Source organism: Bradyrhizobium algeriense (assembly GCF_036924595.1).
Classification (GTDB): domain Bacteria; phylum Pseudomonadota; class Alphaproteobacteria; order Rhizobiales; family Xanthobacteraceae; genus Bradyrhizobium; species Bradyrhizobium algeriense.
Genome location: NZ_JAZHRV010000001.1, coordinates 4,157,859 through 4,177,109, shown reverse-complemented (window position 1 = coordinate 4,177,109; position 19,251 = coordinate 4,157,859). Strand labels below are relative to the sequence as shown.

Annotated in this window: 15 protein-coding genes; 9 read left to right on the top strand and 6 right to left on the bottom strand. The window is 61.7% G+C overall.

Annotated elements, in window-relative coordinates; translation table 11 throughout:
• Window positions 1-183: 183 nt before the first annotated feature.
• From frc to V1286_RS20395, 3 genes are all read right to left on the bottom strand, one after another.
• Entirely contained in the window at window positions 184-1,461 is a 1,278-nt protein-coding gene (frc, locus tag V1286_RS20405; protein WP_334482061.1) for a formyl-CoA transferase, read from the bottom strand.
• Between the two features lie 65 nt (window positions 1,462-1,526).
• A complete protein-coding gene (gene oxc, locus V1286_RS20400; protein ID WP_334482059.1) occupies window positions 1,527-3,257 on the bottom strand; it encodes an oxalyl-CoA decarboxylase in 1,731 nt (576 codons plus the stop codon).
• 66 nt (window positions 3,258-3,323) lie between these two features.
• Entirely contained in the window at window positions 3,324-4,019 is a 696-nt protein-coding gene (locus tag V1286_RS20395; RefSeq protein WP_108513445.1) for a GntR family transcriptional regulator, read from the bottom strand.
• Window positions 4,020-4,238: 219 nt separating this feature from the next.
• Here V1286_RS20395 and V1286_RS20390 point away from each other — a divergent pair, with 219 nt between their 5' ends.
• From V1286_RS20390 to V1286_RS20370, 5 genes are all read left to right on the top strand, one after another.
• Window positions 4,239-6,404 carry an acetate--CoA ligase family protein gene (locus V1286_RS20390; protein WP_334482057.1) on the top strand — a complete coding sequence of 722 codons (2,166 nt, stop codon included), beginning with the start codon at window positions 4,239-4,241 and terminating at the stop codon, window positions 6,402-6,404.
• Window positions 6,405-6,558: 154 nt separating this feature from the next.
• Window positions 6,559-7,407 (top strand): IclR family transcriptional regulator, encoded by an 849-nt coding sequence (locus tag V1286_RS20385; RefSeq protein WP_334482055.1) that lies wholly within the window; start codon window positions 6,559-6,561, stop codon window positions 7,405-7,407.
• 186 nt (window positions 7,408-7,593) lie between these two features.
• Window positions 7,594-8,367, top strand: coding sequence for an NYN domain-containing protein (locus tag V1286_RS20380; RefSeq protein WP_334482053.1), 774 nt, complete (start codon window positions 7,594-7,596; stop codon window positions 8,365-8,367).
• A 229-nt stretch (window positions 8,368-8,596) separates the two neighbouring features.
• Window positions 8,597-9,658, top strand: a complete 1,062-nt coding sequence (locus V1286_RS20375; protein ID WP_334482051.1) for a protein kinase family protein — start codon at window positions 8,597-8,599, stop codon at window positions 9,656-9,658.
• A gap of 152 nt (window positions 9,659-9,810) precedes the next feature.
• Complete coding sequence (locus tag V1286_RS20370; protein ID WP_334482049.1) at window positions 9,811-10,872, top strand: ketopantoate reductase family protein; 1,062 nt, start codon at window positions 9,811-9,813, stop codon at window positions 10,870-10,872.
• A 69-nt stretch (window positions 10,873-10,941) separates the two neighbouring features.
• Here V1286_RS20370 and tenA read toward each other — a convergent pair whose 3' ends face one another.
• Window positions 10,942-11,610, bottom strand: a complete 669-nt coding sequence (gene tenA, locus V1286_RS20365; RefSeq protein WP_334482047.1) for a thiaminase II — start codon at window positions 11,608-11,610, stop codon at window positions 10,942-10,944.
• A 213-nt stretch (window positions 11,611-11,823) separates the two neighbouring features.
• Here tenA and V1286_RS20360 point away from each other — a divergent pair, with 213 nt between their 5' ends.
• The gene (locus tag V1286_RS20360; protein WP_334482045.1) at window positions 11,824-12,954 is read left to right on the top strand and encodes a hypothetical protein; all 1,131 of its coding nucleotides are present in this window, start codon (window positions 11,824-11,826) and stop codon (window positions 12,952-12,954) included.
• Window positions 12,955-13,000: 46 nt separating this feature from the next.
• Here the strand turns inward: V1286_RS20360 and V1286_RS20355 are convergent, their stop codons facing one another.
• Both V1286_RS20355 and V1286_RS20350 read right to left on the bottom strand, forming a co-directional pair.
• Window positions 13,001-14,020 carry an N-acetylmuramoyl-L-alanine amidase family protein gene (locus tag V1286_RS20355; RefSeq protein ID WP_334482043.1) on the bottom strand — a complete coding sequence of 340 codons (1,020 nt, stop codon included), beginning with the start codon at window positions 14,018-14,020 and terminating at the stop codon, window positions 13,001-13,003.
• 110 nt (window positions 14,021-14,130) lie between these two features.
• The gene (locus tag V1286_RS20350) at window positions 14,131-15,222 is read right to left on the bottom strand and encodes a tetratricopeptide repeat protein (RefSeq protein ID WP_334482041.1); all 1,092 of its coding nucleotides are present in this window, start codon (window positions 15,220-15,222) and stop codon (window positions 14,131-14,133) included.
• A gap of 374 nt (window positions 15,223-15,596) precedes the next feature.
• Between V1286_RS20350 and gcl the strand changes: the two genes are divergently transcribed.
• From gcl to V1286_RS20335, 3 genes are read left to right on the top strand one after another with little or no spacing between them, the layout of a single operon-like run.
• Window positions 15,597-17,396, top strand: coding sequence for a glyoxylate carboligase (gene gcl / locus V1286_RS20345; protein WP_334482039.1), 1,800 nt, complete (start codon window positions 15,597-15,599; stop codon window positions 17,394-17,396).
• A gap of 17 nt (window positions 17,397-17,413) precedes the next feature.
• Entirely contained in the window at window positions 17,414-18,199 is a 786-nt protein-coding gene (gene hyi / locus V1286_RS20340) for a hydroxypyruvate isomerase (protein ID WP_334482038.1), read from the top strand.
• A 34-nt stretch (window positions 18,200-18,233) separates the two neighbouring features.
• Window positions 18,234-19,121 carry a 2-hydroxy-3-oxopropionate reductase gene (locus V1286_RS20335; RefSeq protein ID WP_334482036.1) on the top strand — a complete coding sequence of 296 codons (888 nt, stop codon included), beginning with the start codon at window positions 18,234-18,236 and terminating at the stop codon, window positions 19,119-19,121.
• Window positions 19,122-19,251: the final 130 nt, after the last annotated feature.

The window sequence follows — 19,251 nt, the reverse complement described above, 5'->3', positions numbered from 1 at the left end:
TAATCTCGGGACAATTTATGTATACCAGATGCCAGCTACAACGGGCTTGTTTGCATAGCAGCAATTGGCTGTTTGCATTGCAGCAAAACTAAAGAAAGTGGCATTCCAGACGGAACATCCCAGACAGAAAAAGGCCGCCGGAAACCGGCGGCCTTGGCATTTTGTGTTCTCTTAAGAGTTGGCTTATTCGGCCGCCTGCTTCCGCGGCGGATCGAGCGCGCCGGAGTCGTGGATCTCGGCGACCTGGTGATCGGAGAAGCCGAGAACCTGGCGCAGGATCTCGTCGGTGTGCTCGCCGAGCAGCGGCGAACGCGTCACCTCGCTCGGTGAGTCCGACAGCTTGATCGGATTGCCGACGGAGATGTACTTGCCGCGGGTCGGATGATCGACCTCGACCACGGTGCCGGTCGCGCGCAGCGACTGGTCTTCGGCGATCTCCTTCATCGACAGGATCGGGCCGCAGGGGATGTCGTCCCTGTTGAGGATTTCCATCGCCTCGAACTTGGTCTTGGTCATCGTCCACTGTTCGATGCGAGCGAAGATCTCGTTCAGCCGCGACAGGCGGGCAGGCGGCTTGGCGTAGTTCGCATCGGTCTTCCAGGTAGGCTCACCGATCACGTCACAGATCTTCTCCCACACCGGCGCCTGGGTGATGAAATAGATGTAGGCGTTGGGATCGGTCTCCCAGCCCTTGCACTTCAGGATGCGGCCGGGCTGGCCGCCACCGGAATCGTTGCCGGCGCGCGGCACCGCGTCGCCGAACGGAATGCCTTCGCCGAACTGGCTGTATTCCTTCAGCGGACCATGGGCGAGGCGCTGCTGGTCGCGCAGTTTGACGCGCGCGAGGTTGAGCACGCCGTCCTGCATCGCAGCCGTAACCTTCTGGCCCTGGCCGGTCATGGTGCGCTGGTAGAGCGCGGTGACGATGCCGAGCGCGAGATGCAACCCGGTGCCGCTGTCGCCGATCTGCGCGCCGGTGACGAGCGGCAGCCCGTCGCGGAAGCCAGTGGTCGAAGCGGCGCCGCCGGTGCACTGGGCGACGTTCTCATACACCTTGCAGTCTTCGTAAGGCCCGGGACCAAAGCCCTTGATCGAGGCCACGATCATCTTCGGGTTGATGGCGTGGATCTTCTCCCAGGGGAAGCCCATGCGATCGAGCACGCCGGGGCCGAAATTTTCCACCAGCACGTCGCAGCTCTTGATCAGGGCGGTGAGGACTTCCTTGCCCTTCGGGTTCTTGGTGTCGAGCGTGATCGAGCGCTTGTTGTGGTTGAGCATGGTGAAATACAGGCTGTCCACATTGGGAATGTCCTGCAACTGGCCACGCGTGATGTCGCCGACGCCGGGGCGTTCGACCTTGATCACGTCGGCGCCGAACCAGGCCAGCAATTGCGTGCAGGTCGGACCCGACTGAACGTGGGTGAAATCAAGAATACGAACGCCCTTGAGCGCCTTTGTCATCGTCTTTGCTCCGTACTGTGTCTGTCTGCGCCTTGCGCGTGCAGGATGAAATGGGTTGAAGTCGGTTATTTCTTTTTCAGAACGCTTTGCGGATTGAGGTTGCCGATGCGGCCGCTCTCGGAACCGGCCGCCGGATCGATCACCGCGTTGATGAGCGTCGGCTTGCCGGAATCCATCGCTGCGTTGACAGCGCGCTTCAGCTCGTCGGGCGAGGTGGCATTGATGCCGACGCCGCCGAACGCTTCCATCATCTTGTCGTAGCGTGAGCCCTTGACGAACACCGTCGTCGCCGGATCGGAGCCGCTCGCATTGACGTCGGTGCCGCGATAGATGCCGTCATTGTTGAAGATGACGATGCAGACCGGAAGCTGGTAGCGGCAGATGGTCTCGATCTCCATGCCGGAGAAACCGAAGGCCGAGTCGCCCTCGATCGCGAGCACCGGCTTGCCGGTCTCGACGGCGGCCGCGATCGAATAGCCCATGCCGATGCCCATGACGCCCCAGGTGCCGACGTCGAGCCGCTTGCGCGGCTTGTACATGTCAATGACGCCGCGGGCGAGGTCGAGCGTATTGGCACCTTCGTTGACCAGGATGGCGTCGGGCCGCTCCTTGATGATGGTGCGCAGTGCGCCGAGTGCGCCGTGATAATCCATCGGCGAGGCGTTGCTCATCAGCTTCGGCGCCATCTTGGCAACGTTGTCGTCACGCTTCTTGTTGACGGTCGAGACCCAGTCGGCCGGCGCAGCGGACCAGCTGCCGCCCATGCCCTCGAGCAGCGCGGACACGCAGGAGCCGATATCGCCGACCACGGGGGCCACGATCTCGACGTTGGAATCCATTTCCTTCGGCTCGATGTCGATCTGGATGAATTTCTTAGGCGCGTCGCCCCAGGTCTTGCCCTTGCCGTGCGACAGCAGCCAGTTGAGGCGGGCGCCGATCAGCATGACGACATCGGCGTCCTTCAGCACGGTCGAGCGTGCCGCACCGGCCGACTGCGCATGCGTGTCGGGCAGCAAGCCCTTGGCCATGCTCATCTGCAGGAACGGCGCGCCGGTCTTTTCGACGAAGGCGCGGATCTCGTCGTCGGCCTGCGCATAGGCCGCGCCCTTGCCGAGAATGATGAGGGGGCGTTTCGCCCCCTTGAGCACGTCGAGCGCGCGCTTGACGGCGGATGGGGCAGGGATCTGGGCCGGCGCAGCGTCGATCACCTTCACCAGCGACTTCGCGCCGGCAGCCGCGTCCATCACCTGACCGAAAAGTTTTGCGGGCAGGTCGAGATAAACGCCGCCCGGGCGACCCGAGACGGCGGCACGGATCGCGCGCGCCAGGCCGATGCCGATGTCGGCCGCATGCAGGACGCGGAAGGCGGCCTTGCAGAGCGGCTTGGCGACCGCAAGCTGGTCCATCTCTTCATAGTCGCCCTGCTGCAGGTCGACGATCTCGCGCTCGGAGGAGCCCGAGATCAGGATCATCGGGAAGCAGTTGGTGGTGGCGTGGGCGAGCGCGGTGAGGCCGTTGAGGAAGCCGGGCGCCGAGACGGTGAGGCAGACGCCCGGTTTCTTGGTCAGGTAGCCGGCGATCGAGGCGGCGTAGCCGGCGTTCTGCTCGTGGCGGAACGACAGCACGCGAATACCCTCGGCCTGCATCATGCGGCCGAGGTCCGTGATCGGGATGCCCGGCACACCATAGATGGTGTTGATGCCGTTGAGCTTGAGCGCGTCGATGACGAGATGAAAGCCATCCGTCAGCTCTTGCTCGGTGCCCGGTGCTTCGGACTTGGTCGCGGTATTCAGCATGGGCTTCATCTCCCTGATCGTTTTGGTTCGGACGATTTTTCGTCGTCTTCTGGTGCGAAGTTGCGTCTAGGTAAATAGTTCCTGGCCGTGCGCCTCGACGTAGGCGGCAAGGCCCAGCGTGTGGTCGCGTGCGCGTTTCTCGGCGAGTTCGGTGTCGCGTGCTTCCAGCGCTTCGATGATGCCGAGATGCTCGGGCAGGGAGGTCGCGGTGCGATCCTTCCGCCCGATGGTCAATTGCCGGTAGCCGCGCACATGCAGCAGGAGGTCGTTGGTCAAATCGACCAGCACCGGCGATTCCGAAAGCGAGATTAGCGCCTGATGGAACGCGATGTTGGCTTTGGAGTATTCCTCGACATGATCCTGCGGCAGGCGATCTTTGCCAAAATCCTTGAAGAAATCGCGCAGCGCCGTGATGTCCTTCTTGCGCGCGGTGGTCGTGATCAGGCGCGCGGCCATGCTTTCGAGCGCAGCCCAAGCGCGGATCATGTCGACGATCTCGGTCTTGGTGCGGCGAACCACGACGATGCCGCGGCGCGGAACGGTTTTGACGAAGCCATCTTGTTCAAGCATCGCGATGGCTTCGCGAATAGGGGTGCGGCTGACGCCGAGGCGTTCGGACAGCGCGCGCTCGTCGAGCATCACCTGCTCGGGCGTCGCGTAGATGTCCATCTTGAGAATAGCTTCCTTCAAGGCCTCGTAGGCCTTGTTCTTGAAGCTCGTCTCGGGAGCAATCCGGACGATTGCAATATCTGCCTCAGCCATGACAGGCGGCGCCTTGGTTTGTTTTGGTGCGGGCACGACTCGTCTCCTCCCTGTGTTGGAGACGTCTTCTTAGCAGAAGAAACACTCGAATATTTTTGGCATACCAAATACCAGTATGTCAAGATGCCCGTGTTTTCGCTGTTTCTGCGCGATAGTTTGTCTTGACAATCGGATCTCTGGCATACCAAATGCCATAAAATTAGCCCCAGGAGGAAGCCAATGTCAAATTCTGCAGATGCGGCCCGCAAGATCGCCGAGCCCAGCGCCCACCAGGCTGTCCGCCGGGTGCTCGATGCGGTGAAATCCGACAAGCGCACCAGCCTCACCGCGCCGGAAGGCAAGCTGGTGTGCGACGCCTACGGCATCCCGGTTCCGAAGGAAGGCGTGGCCAAGTCTGCCGCCGAGGCCGCCAAGCTCGCAACGGGCATGGGTTTCCCGGTGGTGATGAAGATCGTCTCGCCGGACATTCTCCACAAGACCGAAGCCGGCGGCGTCGTGGTCGGCGTCAACACCGCGGCGGATGCGGAAAAGACCTACGAGACCATCCTCGCCAATGCCAAGAAGTATAAGGCTGACGCCAAGATCGAGGGCATCCAGGTCCAGCAGATGCTGGCCGGCGGCACCGAGGTCATCGTCGGCTCCATCACCGATGGTTCGTTCGGCAAGCTGGTGGCGTTCGGCCTCGGCGGCGTGCTGGTCGAAGTGCTGAAGGACATCACCTTCCGTCTCGCGCCCGCGACCAGGGACGATGCGCTGTCGATGCTCGACGGCATCCAAGCCCATGACATGCTCAAGGGCGTGCGCGGCGGCGATCCGGTCTCTCGCGAGGCGCTGGCTGATGTCATTGTCAAAGTGTCGCAGCTCGTCAGCGACTTCCCCGAAATCGTCGAACTCGATCTCAACCCGGTGTTCGCCACCAAGAAGGACGCGATTGCCGCCGACGTGCGCATCGTCGTCGACTTCGACTACAAGCCGCGCCCGGCGCCGCGCCCGACCGAAGAAATCGTCACGGCGATGAACCGCATCATGCAGCCGAAGGGCGTTGCCGTGATCGGCGCCTCCGCCGAAGACGGCAAGATCGGCAACTCCGTGATGAAGAACCTGATCAACGGCGGCTACAAGGGCGAGATCTATCCGATCCACCCGAAGGCGGCGGAGATCCTGGGCTACAAGGCCTACAAGAGCGTCAAGGACGTCCCCGGCGTGATCGACACGGCGGTGTTTGCGATCCCCGCGAAGTTCGTTGCCGGTGCGCTGGCCGAATGCGGCGAGAAGAAAATTCCAGGCGCCGTTCTGATTCCGTCGGGCTTTGCCGAAGCGGGCGCGCCTGAATTGCAGGCCGAGATCGTCGAAGTCGGCAAGAAGTACAACATCCGCCTGATGGGGCCGAACATCTACGGCTTCTATTATACGCCGGCCAATCTCTGCGCCACGTTCTGCACCGCCTACGACGTCAAGGGTTCGGCGGCGCTGTCGTCGCAGTCCGGCGGCATCGGCATGGCGATCATCGGCTTCTCGCGCTCGGCCAAGATGGGCGTCTCCGCGATCGTCGGCCTCGGCAACAAGTCCGACATCGACGAGGACGATCTGCTCGCCTTCTTCGAGCAGGATCCGAACACCGCGATCATCGCGCAGCACTGCGAAGACCTGAAGGACGGCCGCGCCTTCGCGGAGGCCGCCAAGCGCGTCTCCAAGAAGAAGCCGGTGGTGGTGCTGAAGGCGGGCCGCACGTCGGCCGGTGCAAAGGCGGCCTCGTCGCATACCGGCGCGCTCGCCGGCAACGACAAGATCTACGAGGACGTGTTCGCCCAGTCCGGCGTGATCCGCGCTCGGTCTTTAAGGCAATTGCTCGAATTCGCGCGCGGCGTGCCTGTGTTGCCGACGCCGAAGGGCGAGAACATCCTGATCATCACCGGTGCCGGCGGTTCGGGCGTACTGCTGTCGGACTCGGTTGTGGATAACGGCCTGTCGCTGATGACGATGCCGCCGGATCTTGACGCCGCGTTCCGCAAATTCATCCCGCCGTTCGGCGCGGCCGGAAATCCTGTGGATATCACTGGCGGCGAGCCGCCGATCACCTACGTCAACACCGTGAAGCTCGGCCTGTCGGACGAGCGGATCCATTCGCTGATCCTCGGCTACTGGCACACGATCGTGACGCCACCGATGGTGTTCGCGCGCAACATGGTCGAGGTGAAGAAGGAGATGGAGGCGAAGGGTTTTGTGAAGCCAATCGTCGCCTCGCTCGCCGGCGACGTCGAGGTCGAGGAGGCCGCCGAATATCTCTACCAGAACGGCATCCCGGCCTATGCCTATTCGACCGAACTGCCGGTCGAGGTGCTCGGCGCCAAGTACAAGTGGGCGCGCGGCGCGGGCCTGCTCTAACGACGGGTGGGTGAGGGGAGTCTCAGCGTATTCACGTCTTGCGAATTCGCGGAGGCAGCCCCTCACCCCGACCCTCTCCCCGTGAAGAACGGGGAGAGGGAGAACCGGCTAATCACGCGCTAGCACTCTGACTGATTGATGGATGCAGGTCGCGATGAAGCGAAACGTGATCCGGCGCAAACCGGTCGAGCCGAAATCCGGCGCCGACAATGATGCCGATTCCCGGGATGGCGGCGTCCAGTCGGTCGACCGCGCGCTCTCCATCATCGAAGTGCTGGCCGAAGACGACGAGGGCTATCGGCTGACTGATCTCGCGGTTCGCACGGGGTTGTCGACCTCGACCGTGCACCGCCTGCTGGCGACGCTGGAGAAGCGCCGCTTCGTCCAGTTCGACCGCACCGAATTGAAATGGCATGTCGGCGCGCAGAGCTTTGCGGTGGGCGCGACCTTCACCCGCCGCCGCAATTTCACGGCGCAGGCGATGCCTTATTTGCGCAAACTGCGCGACCTGACCCGTGAAACCGCCAATCTCGCCGTAGTCGACGACGAATCCATCATCGTCCTGACCCGCATGGAGAGCCGCGAGATCATGCGCTCGCTGACCAAGGTGGGCGGCCGCGTCGCGATGGTCGCCTCCGGCGTCGGCAAGGCCGTGCTCGCCACCTATTCCGATGCTGACGTCAACGCGATCATTTGCCGCCAGGGCATGCCGCGCCTGACGGAGAAGTCGATCGTGCGGCCGGGCGAGCTGTTCAGGGAGCTCGAGGTGATCCGACGTCGTGGCTATGCGGTCGACGATGAGGAGGCGCGCATGGGGCTGCGCTGTGTTGCCGCCGTCGTCTACAGCGACTGCAGCGAGCCGCTGGCGGCGATTTCCGTCTCCGGCATGACCTCCCGCGTCACCGAAGAGCGTGTGCCCGAACTCGGAAAAATCGTGCGCGACGTCGCGGCGGAGCTGACGGTTGCGCTTGGGGGCGTGATGCCGGCGGCGAAAACGGCCTGAGCCGCGTTTGCGGCCACTCGTGCCCGCTGAGAGAAATTTAGGTCTGGTGGCGAGAGCCCGGGCACCGGTATTATCCAGCTATCGCTCGTTCATGCAGCGGCTTCGAGGGGGCGACGTCCTCGGGCTCAACGGCCTGCGGGCGGCCTCGCCGTCTTCCAGGTTTCCATTTCCTTTTTGGGGAAAGTCATGCCTTCCGAACTCCGCTCGCCCCGTCTCGCCGTTCTGATCGACGCTGACAATGCGTCCGCAAAGATCGCGGACGGATTGTTCGAGGAGATTGCCAAGATCGGCGAGGCCAGCGTCCGCCGCATCTACGGCGACTTCTCCAATGCAAGGTCCAAGGGCTGGGCCGACATTCTGTCGAAGCATGCCATCATACCCCAGCAGCAGTTCGCCTATACGACTGGAAAGAATGCGTCCGACATAACCCTGGTCATTGACGCAATGGACCTGCTTCACAGCGGCCGGTTCGACGGATTTTGCCTGGTGTCATCAGACAGCGATTTTACGCGGCTTGCCGCCCGCATCCGGGAGCACGGCGTCGATGTGTTTGGGTTCGGCGCGCAGAAGACGCCGGAAAGCTTCAGGCAGGCCTGCCGAAGATTCTTCTATACCGAGAACCTGCTTGGCGGCACGGCGAACACCCAGGATGCCGCCTCGAAGTCGAATCCGCTCCAATCCCCTGATGAAGCCACCTCTATCATCAAGAAGGTGATCGCCCAGATGGAAAGCGAAGACGGGTGGGTCGATCTTGGGGAAGTCGGAACACGGATTACCAACCTGGCTCCCGATTTCGATTCGAGGACCTTCGGCGCCCGCAAGCTGAGCGACCTCGTGCGAAAGACAAACTCTTTCGAGATCGATCAGCCCAAGGGTGGATCGATGCGAATTCGGATCAAGTCCACCGCCGAATCACTTCCGAAGACGAAAACCGCTCGAAAACCTGCGGGAGGTGAGTAACCGAAGGCTGTCTGAGCCCCGACCGCAGCGAGCGCAACCACAAGCCATCAATGATTAGCGGCATGGCACGGGCCCCGCTTTTGTGGAAAGTGGACATTAGGCGAGTTGGCCATGTCCACTAGCGGTCATCCTGGCCGACTGCTGCCGATCACTGCGAACGAACGTGCTCAACCGCCAGTTGCGCAGATGACCTAAAAAGGGCTAGCTTCGCCGAATTTAGGAGAGCGCAATGACGCAACCGATTCCAGAAGCGATCCGGGCTGAGCGTCTCACCGCGGCACTCCGCCGAACTAGCGTGCTTGGCGAGGCTCACGTCAGCGATGTCACGGTCGAAAGCTCCCGCGATACCATCCTCTCTCGGATCATTCGGGTACGCTTGACGTACAGTGCACCGACCGACGACGCCCCGCGCTCCCTCATCTTCAAGACTTGTCACCCTGATCGCGTCGGAGATGTGCTGCATGCCGGCCGTCAGGAGGTCGCGTTTTATGATCAGATTGCGCCACTGATGGTGACCAACATAGTGCCTCGCTGTTTCGAGGCGTATCACGATGCAGAGACGAGCGCGTGGCATCTCCTCCTTGAGGACCTCACAGAAACGCACGCCGTTCCGACCCAGTGGCCGCTGCCGCCCACAAGGCAGCAATGTGGAGCAATCGTTCGAGCGCACGCTCGCCTCCATGCTTCTTGGTGGGACAGCCCGCGACTCGGTGTCTCCGTAGGGACGTGGCTCGATCCCGAGGCCATGGATCGGCAGATGCAACTTGTCGCGAGCGACTTCCAACGTTTTGCTGATCGCGCGGGTGACCTACTGTCACGCGAGCGGCGCCGGCTCTATGAACAATTGCTCGGCTCTGCACCTCGTCTGCTTCAGCGCTATCACTCACATCGAAACTTTACGATCACCCAAGGCGACGCGCATGTTTGGAATACGTTTTTGCCGCGAGACCATCAGTCCGACGATGCTCGACTGTTCGACTGGGACAGCTGGCGCCTCGATGTCGCATCGCGGGACCTTGCCTACATGATCGCGATGCACTGGTATCCTGACCGTCGACAAGCGATGGAACGTTCACTTCTCGACGAATACCACGAGACGCTGGTTGCTCACGGGATCCAGGGCTACGATCGACATGTGCTCGAAGCCGATTATCGATTGTCGGTGCTTTGGCAAATTACGACGCCCGTGTGGCAAGCTGTAAACAATATCCCCGCCGTGATCTGGTGGAATGGTCTTGAACGCATCATGCTTGCCGTCGATGATCTCGATTGCAGGTCGCTACTTACCTGAACCCAAGTCCGAATTGGGTCAGAAGCTCACCTCTTGGGAATGACCGAATTTTGGTGGCGGGTTGGCAGGGCCTCTCGATCCGCTAGACTGTCCTGCAACGGATGAGCGGGCGCGGTTGCATCCGCCGTCGCAAGAAAATGCAGGGGGGAATCATGGGCCGGAAAATCGCGATCGTCGGAGCAGGCGCCGTCGGCGGGTATGCCGGCGCCCATATGGCGCAGGCGGGGGAGGACGTTACGTTCCTCGATCCCTGGCCCGAGCATGTCGAACACATGAGGAAGCACGGGCTGCGCGTCACCCACGCCATGGATGTTGGGGAATTCTCGGTGCCCGTGCGCGCGCTCCACGTCACCGACGCGCAGCAGCTCGCCAAGGAGAAGCCGGTCGAAATCGCCTTCGTCTGCATGAAATCCTACGACACCGCCTGGGCCACCATGCTGATCCGGCAATATCTGGCGCCGGACGGCTATGTCGTGTCGCTGCAGAACTGCATGAACGAGGAGACGATTGCCGGGATCGTCGGCTGGGGCAAGACGCTGGGCTGCATCGCCAGCAGCATCACAGTGAACCTGCCGGAGCCCGGCCACATCCACCGGGGCGCCGGCAAGGGCGGGGCGGCGCATACGGTGTTTCGCGCCGGCGAAGTCCACGGCCGCATCACGCCGCGGGCGGAGGAAGTCTGCCGCCTGGTCGGCTACTCCGACAGCGCCAAGGTGACGGACAATCTCTGGGGCGAGCGCTGGTCGAAACTGGTCGCCAACGTCATGGGCAATGGGCTCTCCGCCTGCACCGGCCTGCCGGGCGCAGAAATTCTGCAAAGCGAGCCGCTTCGCCGTTTCTCCACGCGGCTCGGCAGCGAAGCGATCCGCGTTGGCCAGGCGCAGGGCTATCAACTGGAAGAGATTTTGCATCTTGCGCCCGACACGATCGCCCGTGCCGGCGAGGGCGACGAAGCGGCGATGCGCGTCTGCGACGAGCGGAGGTTCAAGGACGGCAAACTGACTTCCTCGCAGCAGCGCCCCTCGATGGGGCAGGACATGCAGAAGGGCCGGCGCACGGAGATCGAATTCCTCAACGGCCTTGTGGTGCGCGAGGGCGAGAAGATCGGCATTTCCTGCGCCGCAAATGCTGCGCTGACTGATATCGTCAAGCGCGTGGAGCGCGGTGAGCTGAGCCCGGATCCGCGGCACATCACGGAACTGCGGATGAACTGAGCTGGTTTGCGCCGTTGCGGGGCAACGATATTTCCAAAGCTTTCTGACCCGGCGCCGGTCAGTGACGCTTCAGCGCTTGCCCACGCGCCATCCCATTTCCCAGAAGTCGGCTTCGAGCCTTGTGGCTTCCCTGAAGATCGCGATCAGCTCTGCCTCGCGGGCCGGCGTGGCGTAGAGATCGGCGAGACCTTCGAGATGCGCCCGAGCTTTTGCCGCGACTTCCTGATAGGGGCCCCCAGCATACTCGGCGATCCAGACGCTATACGGGTTTGTTGCAGCGAGCGCATTGGGCCGCGCGGCAAGCCGCGTCGCGATCTCGGCGTAGCCGATCACGCAAGGAGCGAGCGCCACCTTGAGCGCCAGCAGATCGCCGCGCATTCCCGCGTCGAGCACGTAGCGGGTATAGGCCAGCATCTCGACCGCCGGAGGGGCTTGTTCAAGGTCGGCGGCCGACAGGCCCCAGCCGGCGCAGAGTTTTACGTGCAGGTTCATCTCGACGTCGAGAATGGCCGAGAGGCCGGACGCCGCTTCGCGCATGTCGGCGAGCGTGGGCGACTTGTAGACGGCGAGCGCGTAGGCGCGGGCAAACTCGATGAGGAACAGGTAATCCTGGACGAGGTAGTGACGAAACGCCGCCTCGGTAAGCGAACCGTCTGCCAGCCCCTCCGTGAAGGGGTGCTCGGTATAGGCCCGCCACTCGGCGGATGCCGCTGTCTTCAGTCGCTCGAAGAAACCCATGATCTTTCGCCGGCCTTTCGTTTCAAGGGAGTGCCTTGGCGCACCCCAGAGGAAGGCTATCGCGTTTTCGGGCGAAGTGGATAGCGTGCAGTCCGGAAAATGCCGGGGAATGGACATTGGATCGGACTGGAGCTTTGGCCTCGCCAAGCCGCGCGTTCGTTGTTTACGATCCAATGAGTCGTATCCGATGAAATTTGGGCATGGAAAATCGCCATGGGGATAAAAAGCCATACCGCTGCGCCCACGGCAGCGCTTGCTCTCGGACTCTGCGCGGTCGCGTCGCTGGTCGCGGCCGTCATCGGCAATCTCGGCTTGATGTCGCCTGCAATGGGCGAGCCGGCCGCACTCACGAAAAAGCAATCGGAGGCGCTCGATACATACAATAATTCACGAAACCACTTTGAGGCGATCCTGGGCCAGCGGCGCACGCAGATCAATTCCAGGCAACCGCTACCGAACCTGCCGGGACAGGCGCTCTACCTTGCACGCAACAACATGATGAGCGCGTACAAAGACCTCACCGACGCGCTTCCGTCCAAAATTGGCGGGCCCAATAAATATGGAATCCCTCCGGCATATTTTAGCGCCGACAATGAACCGCTGCTCGACGAGTACAGGAGACTTTTCGACCTGATGCAGGCGCCGCCCGTCAACGCGCAAAACTCAGATACCCCATTCAAGGACGTTGTCGATCTGGGCACGGCCATTGCGCGAGTCAGGGGCCTTGATGCGGCCAATGCCGAAGCGGCAGGACGCACCAGCCTGGGGCTGTTCTTTGCCGAGACAAATGGCAATCAAAACATCGGGAATGCGCGCTCGAATAAATACAAGGGAAGTCTGCAAACAGGCATACCCGAAGATCAAAATGGGCGAAAGAAATGGGCGGCGATAAAAAAGTCGATAGCAGCCCTTGATCCTGCACTCAGCCTTCGCGACGACAAGGAAGAGGCACGGGTCGGCAATCTGGATCACCGGTACAACCACTGGACCGCTGTGCGCGATGGCCTGATGAACGCGCACGCGGATATTTTCCCGCAAGTCCCGTCGATCGTGAAAACACTACCGGATCCGATCGATCAGATGAAGCTGTTCGAACTGATCCAGATTATTCCGAGTCCAACGAAGTCCGCACTCAAGTCAAGCAACCTGCTCAACTATAGAATTTCTGACCCGACAATCATGGGATACCTGCGAAACAACAGCGTTTTCACCTTTGGACAGGCTGACAGAGCCAAAACATCTGCAACCTTCCGCGAAATTCTCGATGCGATGTGGCTCTTCAACGACAAGTTTGAACGAGCGCTTGCCGAATTCGACAAGATCAAGGCGCGGTCAAAAGGTTGAAGCCGGCAGGCCGGGTTCGGATGCGAGGCGGGCCGCCACCCCGCCATCAGAGCGGACCGAGGATGCCCCATCGCGGCTCGCAGAATTCCTTCACCGCCGCTGTGACGCCGCTGCTGATGATGTCCCGGCGTTCAGGCGAACTCATCTTGAGCTCTTCGTCCCGGTTGATGATCGAGCCCGCCTCCAGCAGGGCGGCAGCCATCTGCGTGTTTCTCAGCACGATGAGCTCATCGTAGCGGTAGACGCCGGTTTCCTTGTTCAGCAGCGGACGCTGGTAGCGACCCATGATGGCTTGCGTGTATTGCTTGGCATACTCAAGGCCCTGGGCCTTCATTTCCTTGCCGATCAGTTCGGCGAAGGCGAAGCTTGTCTTGAAGTCCGGATTCCTGCGGGAGACGAAGACGGAATATCCGCTGAAGCGGTCGCTGAAACGGCTTTTCTTTCCCTCGAACTCCCAGTCCTCGAGGAACTTGTTGGGCACGGAGTCATGGTGGATCGACAGGAAGAGATCCGCGGCCAGATTGTTGGCGGCGGCGACGCGTTTGACCAGGCTGCGCCTGGCCTTGCCCTCGGTCAGAAGCAATCTGGTCTCGGCAAAACCTTCGGCCTTCAACTTCTCCTCAATCTGCCTCGCAAGGCGCAGATTGAAGGCAAACTCGGAGACGTTGCGGGCGCTGATCGCGCCTTCCGATTCGGCGGTATGTCCCACGTCCAGAACGATCCGGAATTTTGCGGGATCGCAACGGGTCGCGACCGGTTTCAAAGCGGCAGGGGGCAAGCCGACCGGCCCCAGGGCGGCAAGCTTTACGTTGCGGGGCTTTGGCGAGACGGCACGCCTAGCCAAAGCGGCAGGCTTGCGTGAGGTGACGTGCTTTGGCGATTTGGCTTGTCTTGGCGATTTGGCCTGCTTTGACGAGCCTTTGAAGATATCCGACAGCCAGCCGGCATCGCTGACCTCGATCGGCAGAAGCACCATTGCGGCCATCGTGACGATGATGGTGCGGCGGCGGGGCCAAAATCCCGAAGCGACACTACCGAGAACACAAATGAACCCGCGGCGCTTCATGCTCGCCCCCCTCCCGAAGGGCCATTATAGCAGCTCAGATCGCGATAGCGGAAGGGGTCATGTCAAGGTGCTGGCGTGGAGCAAGGTGGGGTTGGCGTGGACGAAAGCCGTCACTTGATACCGTATTGCGTCATGTAGTCTGCCACGGCCGGAAGGATGGCCAGGGCTGTCGCGATATCGACCTCGCTTTCCGCAATGTCACCCTTCCGTCGTTTGACGAGCCCGCGTCCATACAGCGAGAGGGGTCTTCGCGCGTTGATATGAAGCACTTTATCATAGTCGGCGAGCGAGTCGCCGAGCGATCCTTTCCTGAGATAGGCGAGTGCGCGGCTATCGAGAAGGCTGGGATCGCGGGGTCGTATCAGTAATGCCTCATTGCAATCGGCGAGGGCGCTGTCGAATGCGCCGGCGATTGCGCGGATGAAACAGCGGTGGTTTAGTGCGCGGGCATTTCTGGGTTCGAGTTTCAACGCTTGTCCAAGGTCCTGGATGGCGCGGTCATAATCACGTTTTGCCTGGAAGGAGGTGGCCCGACGCAAGAAAGCGAAGGCATTCCCGGGATCCGAATCAAGTTCAATCGCCCGGTCGTAGTCTGCCGTGGCGCGATCACGCTGGCCTTTCAGATCGTAGGTGAAGCCTCGTGCATTGAAGCCGGACGGGCAGAGGGGATCCAGTTTGATCGACTGGTCGAAATCCTCGATTGCCCGGTCGTATTCGCGTTTGTCGCGATAGACAATACCGCGGAGCAGGTAGCCACGGGCGTTGGCGGGAAAGAGCTTGATGGCTTCGTCGTAATCTTCAATGGCATGGCCGAATTCGCTCATGCCCGCGTAGAGCACCCCTCGTTCGAGGAAGGCGACGGAGGAGCCGGGATCGAGGCTTATTGCATGATCGAGGTCCTCAACGGCTTCCCTGAACTGGTGGTTGGCCCCGCGGGCGATGCCTCGCTCGCTATAGAAACGCGGATTTGCTGGATCGGCTTTGATGGCCTGATCAATCTGTTCGATGGCGCGGTCGTAATCGCCCGTGAACTTGAAGCGGGTTGCAGCCAGGATGAAAGGGTAGCCTTTCTTGCTTTCGGGCGATGGCTTTCGGATTTCCCCGTACGCTGCGCGCGGTGGAACGCGGCAGGCCGAAAGGATTTTGGCTGACAGCGGATCCTCCGCCCGGGCGAGCTCCCCCGTTCCAGCCAGGATGGTCAAGCATGCCGACAGTGCGAAGGCCAGTTGCCCGAGGGGGGCCGTTTGGTGGGAACGCCAGCGATGCGAACGCCACAACCTTTTGTCCGCGTATGAACGGACCACTGCACGACTTCCAAACCAAAACATTCGCAATTTCTTCAACCGACCCTGATGCAACGTTAGCATGTATTGTTGCGAAGCAAACCATAGCTCGTCTGTACAACGAAACCTTCGATGCGCGGCGTTTCCATCTTGTGATGGCAATAACCAATTGATTTATCGTAACTTTCGTCGATCCCTTCCACTCCGCGGGAAATAAAATCACCCGCGTTGAGATCGCGTGTCGCTGTCGCGAAGATCGCTGCCAGAGCCACACCCCTTGAGCGAGGCGCGAAATGGCGAAGATGCGAGCGATCGATGCGGCCGTACGGATCCTGGAAAAGGAGGGCGTGACCATCGCCTTCGGAGTTCCCGGAGCTGCGATCAATCCGTTGTATTCCGCGCTGAAGAAGCGCGGTTCGATCGGGCACATCCTGGCGCGCCATGTCGAGGGCGCCTCCCACATGGCCGAGGGCTATACCCGTGCCGAGGCGGGCAATATCGGCGTCTGCATCGGCACATCGGGGCCGGCCGGCACCGACATGATCACCGGACTCTATTCGGCGATCGCGGACTCCATTCCGATCCTCTGTATCACCGGGCAGGCGCCGCGCGCACGGCTCTACAAGGAAGACTTTCAGGCCATCGACATCGAATCCATCGCGAAACCCGTGACGAAATGGGCGGTCACCGTGCGCGAGCCGGCGCTGGTGCCGCGCGTGTTCAGCCAGGCGTTTCATATCATGCGCTCCGGGCGCCCGGGCCCGGTCCTGATCGACCTGCCGCTCGACGTGCAGCTTGCGGAAATCGAATTCGACGACGAGACCTATGAGCCGCTGCCGGTCTACAAGCCCGCGGCGACGCGCAAGCAGATCGAAAAGGCGCTCGAGATGCTCAACGCGGCGGAGCGGCCGCTGATCGTCGCGGGCGGCGGCGTCATCAATGCCGACGCATCGGAGTTGCTGGTGGCGTTCGCCGAGACCGTCAATGTTCCGGTGGTACCGACGCTGATGGGGTGGGGCGCCATTCCCGATGATCACGTGCTGATGGCGGGCATGGTCGGCCTGCAGACCAGCCACCGCTACGGCAACGCCACCATGCTGCAATCCGACTTCGTGCTTGGGATCGGCAACCGCTGGGCCAACCGGCACACCGGTTCGATCGAGACCTACACCAAGGGTCGGACGTTCGTGCATGTCGATATCGAGCCGACGCAGATCGGGCGCGTCTTCAATCCCGATTTCGGCATCGTGTCCGACGCCAAGGCGGCGCTGGAATTGTTCGTCGCGGTTGCCAAGGAGTGGCGGAAGGCCGGCAAGCTGCGGGAGAGGCAGGCGTGGCCGGCGGCGTGCCAGGACCGCAAGCGCACGATGCTGCGCAAGAGCCATTTCGACGACATGCCGATCAAGCCGCAGCGCGTCTATGAAGAGATGAGCAAGGCGTTCGGGCGCGACACCTGCTACGTCAGCGTGATCGGCCTGTCGCAGATCGCCGGCGCGCAGTTCCTGGGCGTCTACGGCCCGCGCAACTGGATCAATGCGGGGCAGGCCGGTCCGCTCGGCTGGACGCTGCCGGCGGCGCTTGGCGTGCGCGCGGCCGATCCAAGCCGCAACATCGTCGCGCTGTCGGGGGATTACGATTTCCAGTTCCTGATCGAGGAGCTGGCGGTCGGCGCGCAGTTCAAGTTGCCTTACATCCACGTCGTCGTGAACAACTCCTATCTCGGATTGATCCGCCAGGCGCAGCGCGGCTTCGACATGGACTACCATGTCCAGCTTTCCTTCGAGAACATTAACGCGCCCGAGCTCGGGGTCTATGGCGTGGACCACGTCGCGGTGGCCGAGGGGCTGGGCTGCAAGGCGATCCGCGTCACCGACCCGAACCATGCGCAGGCGGCGTTCGCGACCGCTCGGGAATGGATGGCGGAGTTCAAGGTGCCTGTTGTCGTCGAGTTTATTCTCGAACGCGTCACCAACATCTCGATGGGCACCGAGATCGACAACATCGTCGAATTCGAGGAGGTGCTCGATCTACCGCTGGACGACACACCGGCCAAGTCGAGCGCGCCGCAATCCGGCAAGCTGCTGCCGGCATAAATCGAGGAGAGTAGATCGTGCCAAAATTTGCCGCCAATCTCACCATGCTGTTCGGCGAGTTGCCGTTCCTCGATCGCTTTGCCGCCGCCAAGGCTGCAGGCTTCGGCGGGGTGGAATATCTATTCCCGTATGATTTCGACAAGGCCGAGCTGCGCGAGCAGTTGCACCAGCACGGGCTGACGCAAGTGCTGCACAATCTTCCCGCGGGCAACTGGGCGGCGGGCGAGCGGGGCATCGCGATCCTGCCCGACAGGGTCGAGGAGTTTCGCGATGGTGTCGCGCGCGCCATCGATTACGCCAAGGCGCTCGATTGCCGTCAGCTCAACTGCCTGGTCGGTATTGCGCCTGACGGTGTGGACAGGATCGATTTGAACGAGGTGCTGGTGGGGAATCTGCGTTTCGCAGCGGATGCGCTCGCGAGGGAAGGGATCAAGCTTCTGATCGAGCCGATCAACACGATCGACATCCCCGGCTTCTTTCTGAACCGGACCGAGCAGGCGCTTCAGCTCATTGCGGACGTACGTTCGAGCAATCTGTTCGTGCAGTACGACATCTACCACATGCAGGTGATGGAGGGCGACATTGCGCGCACCTTGCAAAAGCACCTGGCCCGCATCGCCCATGTCCAGCTCGCTGATAATCCCGGCCGCAATGAGCCGGGCACCGGCGAGATCAACTATCCTTTCCTGTTCCGCCACCTCGACGCTATTGGTTATCGCGGCTGGGTCGGGTGCGAATACAAGCCGAGGACGACGACAGTCGAGGGCCTCGGTTGGCACGCCGCGCTGACGGCCGACACTTGAACAAGAAACAAGAAAAGACAAAGGGGAGTTTGAAATGATCGATATCGGCTTTATCGGCCTCGGCACCATGGGGCGCCCGATGGCAGGCCATCTCCAGGCCGCCGGCCACCGCCTGCTTCTGCACGATGTAGGGCCGATTGCGCCGGATCTGGTCGCGGCCGGCGGTCTGGTCTGCAAGTCCGGCAAGGAAGTCGCCGAGAGGGCCGACGCCGTCATCATCATGGTGCCGGATACGCCGCATGTGGAAGCGGTGTTGTTCGGGCAGGACGGCGTCGCGGCCGGGCTCTCCAAGGGGCAGATCGTCGTCGACATGAGTTCGATCTCGCCGCTGGCCACCAAGGAGTTTGCAAAGAAAATAGAGGCGCTCGGCGCCGATTATCTCGATGCACCGGTTTCGGGCGGCGAGGTCGGCGCCAAGGCGGCGAGCCTGACCATCATGGTGGGAGGGCCGGAGCGCGCGTTCAACACCATGAAGCCGGTGTTCGACAAGATGGGCAAGAACGTCACCCTCGTCGGCGGCAATGGCGACGGGCAGACGACCAAGGTCGCCAACCAGATCATCGTCGCGCTGACGATCGAGGCGGTCGGCGAGGCGCTGCTGTTCGCGTCGAAGGCCGGCGCGGATCCGGCGCTGGTGCGGCAGGCGCTGATGGGCGGCTTTGCGTCGTCGCGGATTCTCGAAGTGCATGGCGAGCGCATGGTGAAGCGCAATTTTGAACCGGGCTTCCGTATCGAACTGCACCAGAAGGATCTCAATCTGGCGCTGGAGGGCGCGCGTGCGCTCGGCATTTCCTTGCCCAGCACGGCGGTGGCTCAGCAATTGTTCAGTTCCTGTACCGCCCATGGCGGCAAGGCGTGGGACCATTCGGGCATGGTGCGTGCACTGGAGATGATGGCGAACCATCAGGTCGCAAAAGGCTGAATCCTTTAGGACTGGAACTCCCCTGTGACTGGAACCGCGTCGAAATTTCGGCGCGGCTCTTTTTGCTGCCGTATTGGATCCGGAACCTTCTCACGCTTCCAGTGGTTGAGACGCATCGTCAATTTCGCTG

What these genes read in the sequence shown, in the direction of transcription:
- frc (WP_334482061.1), bottom strand. Translation starts at nt 1,461, where the DNA reads ATGACAAAGGCGCTCAAGGGCGTTCGTATTCTTGATTTCACCCACGTT.
- oxc (WP_334482059.1), bottom strand. Translation starts at nt 3,257, where the DNA reads ATGCTGAATACCGCGACCAAGTCCGAAGCACCGGGCACCGAGCAAGAG.
- V1286_RS20395 (WP_108513445.1), bottom strand. Translation starts at nt 4,019, where the DNA reads ATGGCTGAGGCAGATATTGCAATCGTCCGGATTGCTCCCGAGACGAGC.
- V1286_RS20390 (WP_334482057.1), top strand. Translation starts at nt 4,239, where the DNA reads ATGTCAAATTCTGCAGATGCGGCCCGCAAGATCGCCGAGCCCAGCGCC.
- V1286_RS20385 (WP_334482055.1), top strand. Translation starts at nt 6,559, where the DNA reads ATGAAGCGAAACGTGATCCGGCGCAAACCGGTCGAGCCGAAATCCGGC.
- V1286_RS20380 (WP_334482053.1), top strand. Translation starts at nt 7,594, where the DNA reads ATGCCTTCCGAACTCCGCTCGCCCCGTCTCGCCGTTCTGATCGACGCT.
- V1286_RS20375 (WP_334482051.1), top strand. Translation starts at nt 8,597, where the DNA reads ATGACGCAACCGATTCCAGAAGCGATCCGGGCTGAGCGTCTCACCGCG.
- V1286_RS20370 (WP_334482049.1), top strand. Translation starts at nt 9,811, where the DNA reads ATGGGCCGGAAAATCGCGATCGTCGGAGCAGGCGCCGTCGGCGGGTAT.
- tenA (WP_334482047.1), bottom strand. Translation starts at nt 11,610, where the DNA reads ATGGGTTTCTTCGAGCGACTGAAGACAGCGGCATCCGCCGAGTGGCGG.
- V1286_RS20360 (WP_334482045.1), top strand. Translation starts at nt 11,824, where the DNA reads ATGGGGATAAAAAGCCATACCGCTGCGCCCACGGCAGCGCTTGCTCTC.
- V1286_RS20355 (WP_334482043.1), bottom strand. Translation starts at nt 14,020, where the DNA reads ATGAAGCGCCGCGGGTTCATTTGTGTTCTCGGTAGTGTCGCTTCGGGA.
- gcl (WP_334482039.1), top strand. Translation starts at nt 15,597, where the DNA reads ATGGCGAAGATGCGAGCGATCGATGCGGCCGTACGGATCCTGGAAAAG.
- V1286_RS20335 (WP_334482036.1), top strand. Translation starts at nt 18,234, where the DNA reads ATGATCGATATCGGCTTTATCGGCCTCGGCACCATGGGGCGCCCGATG.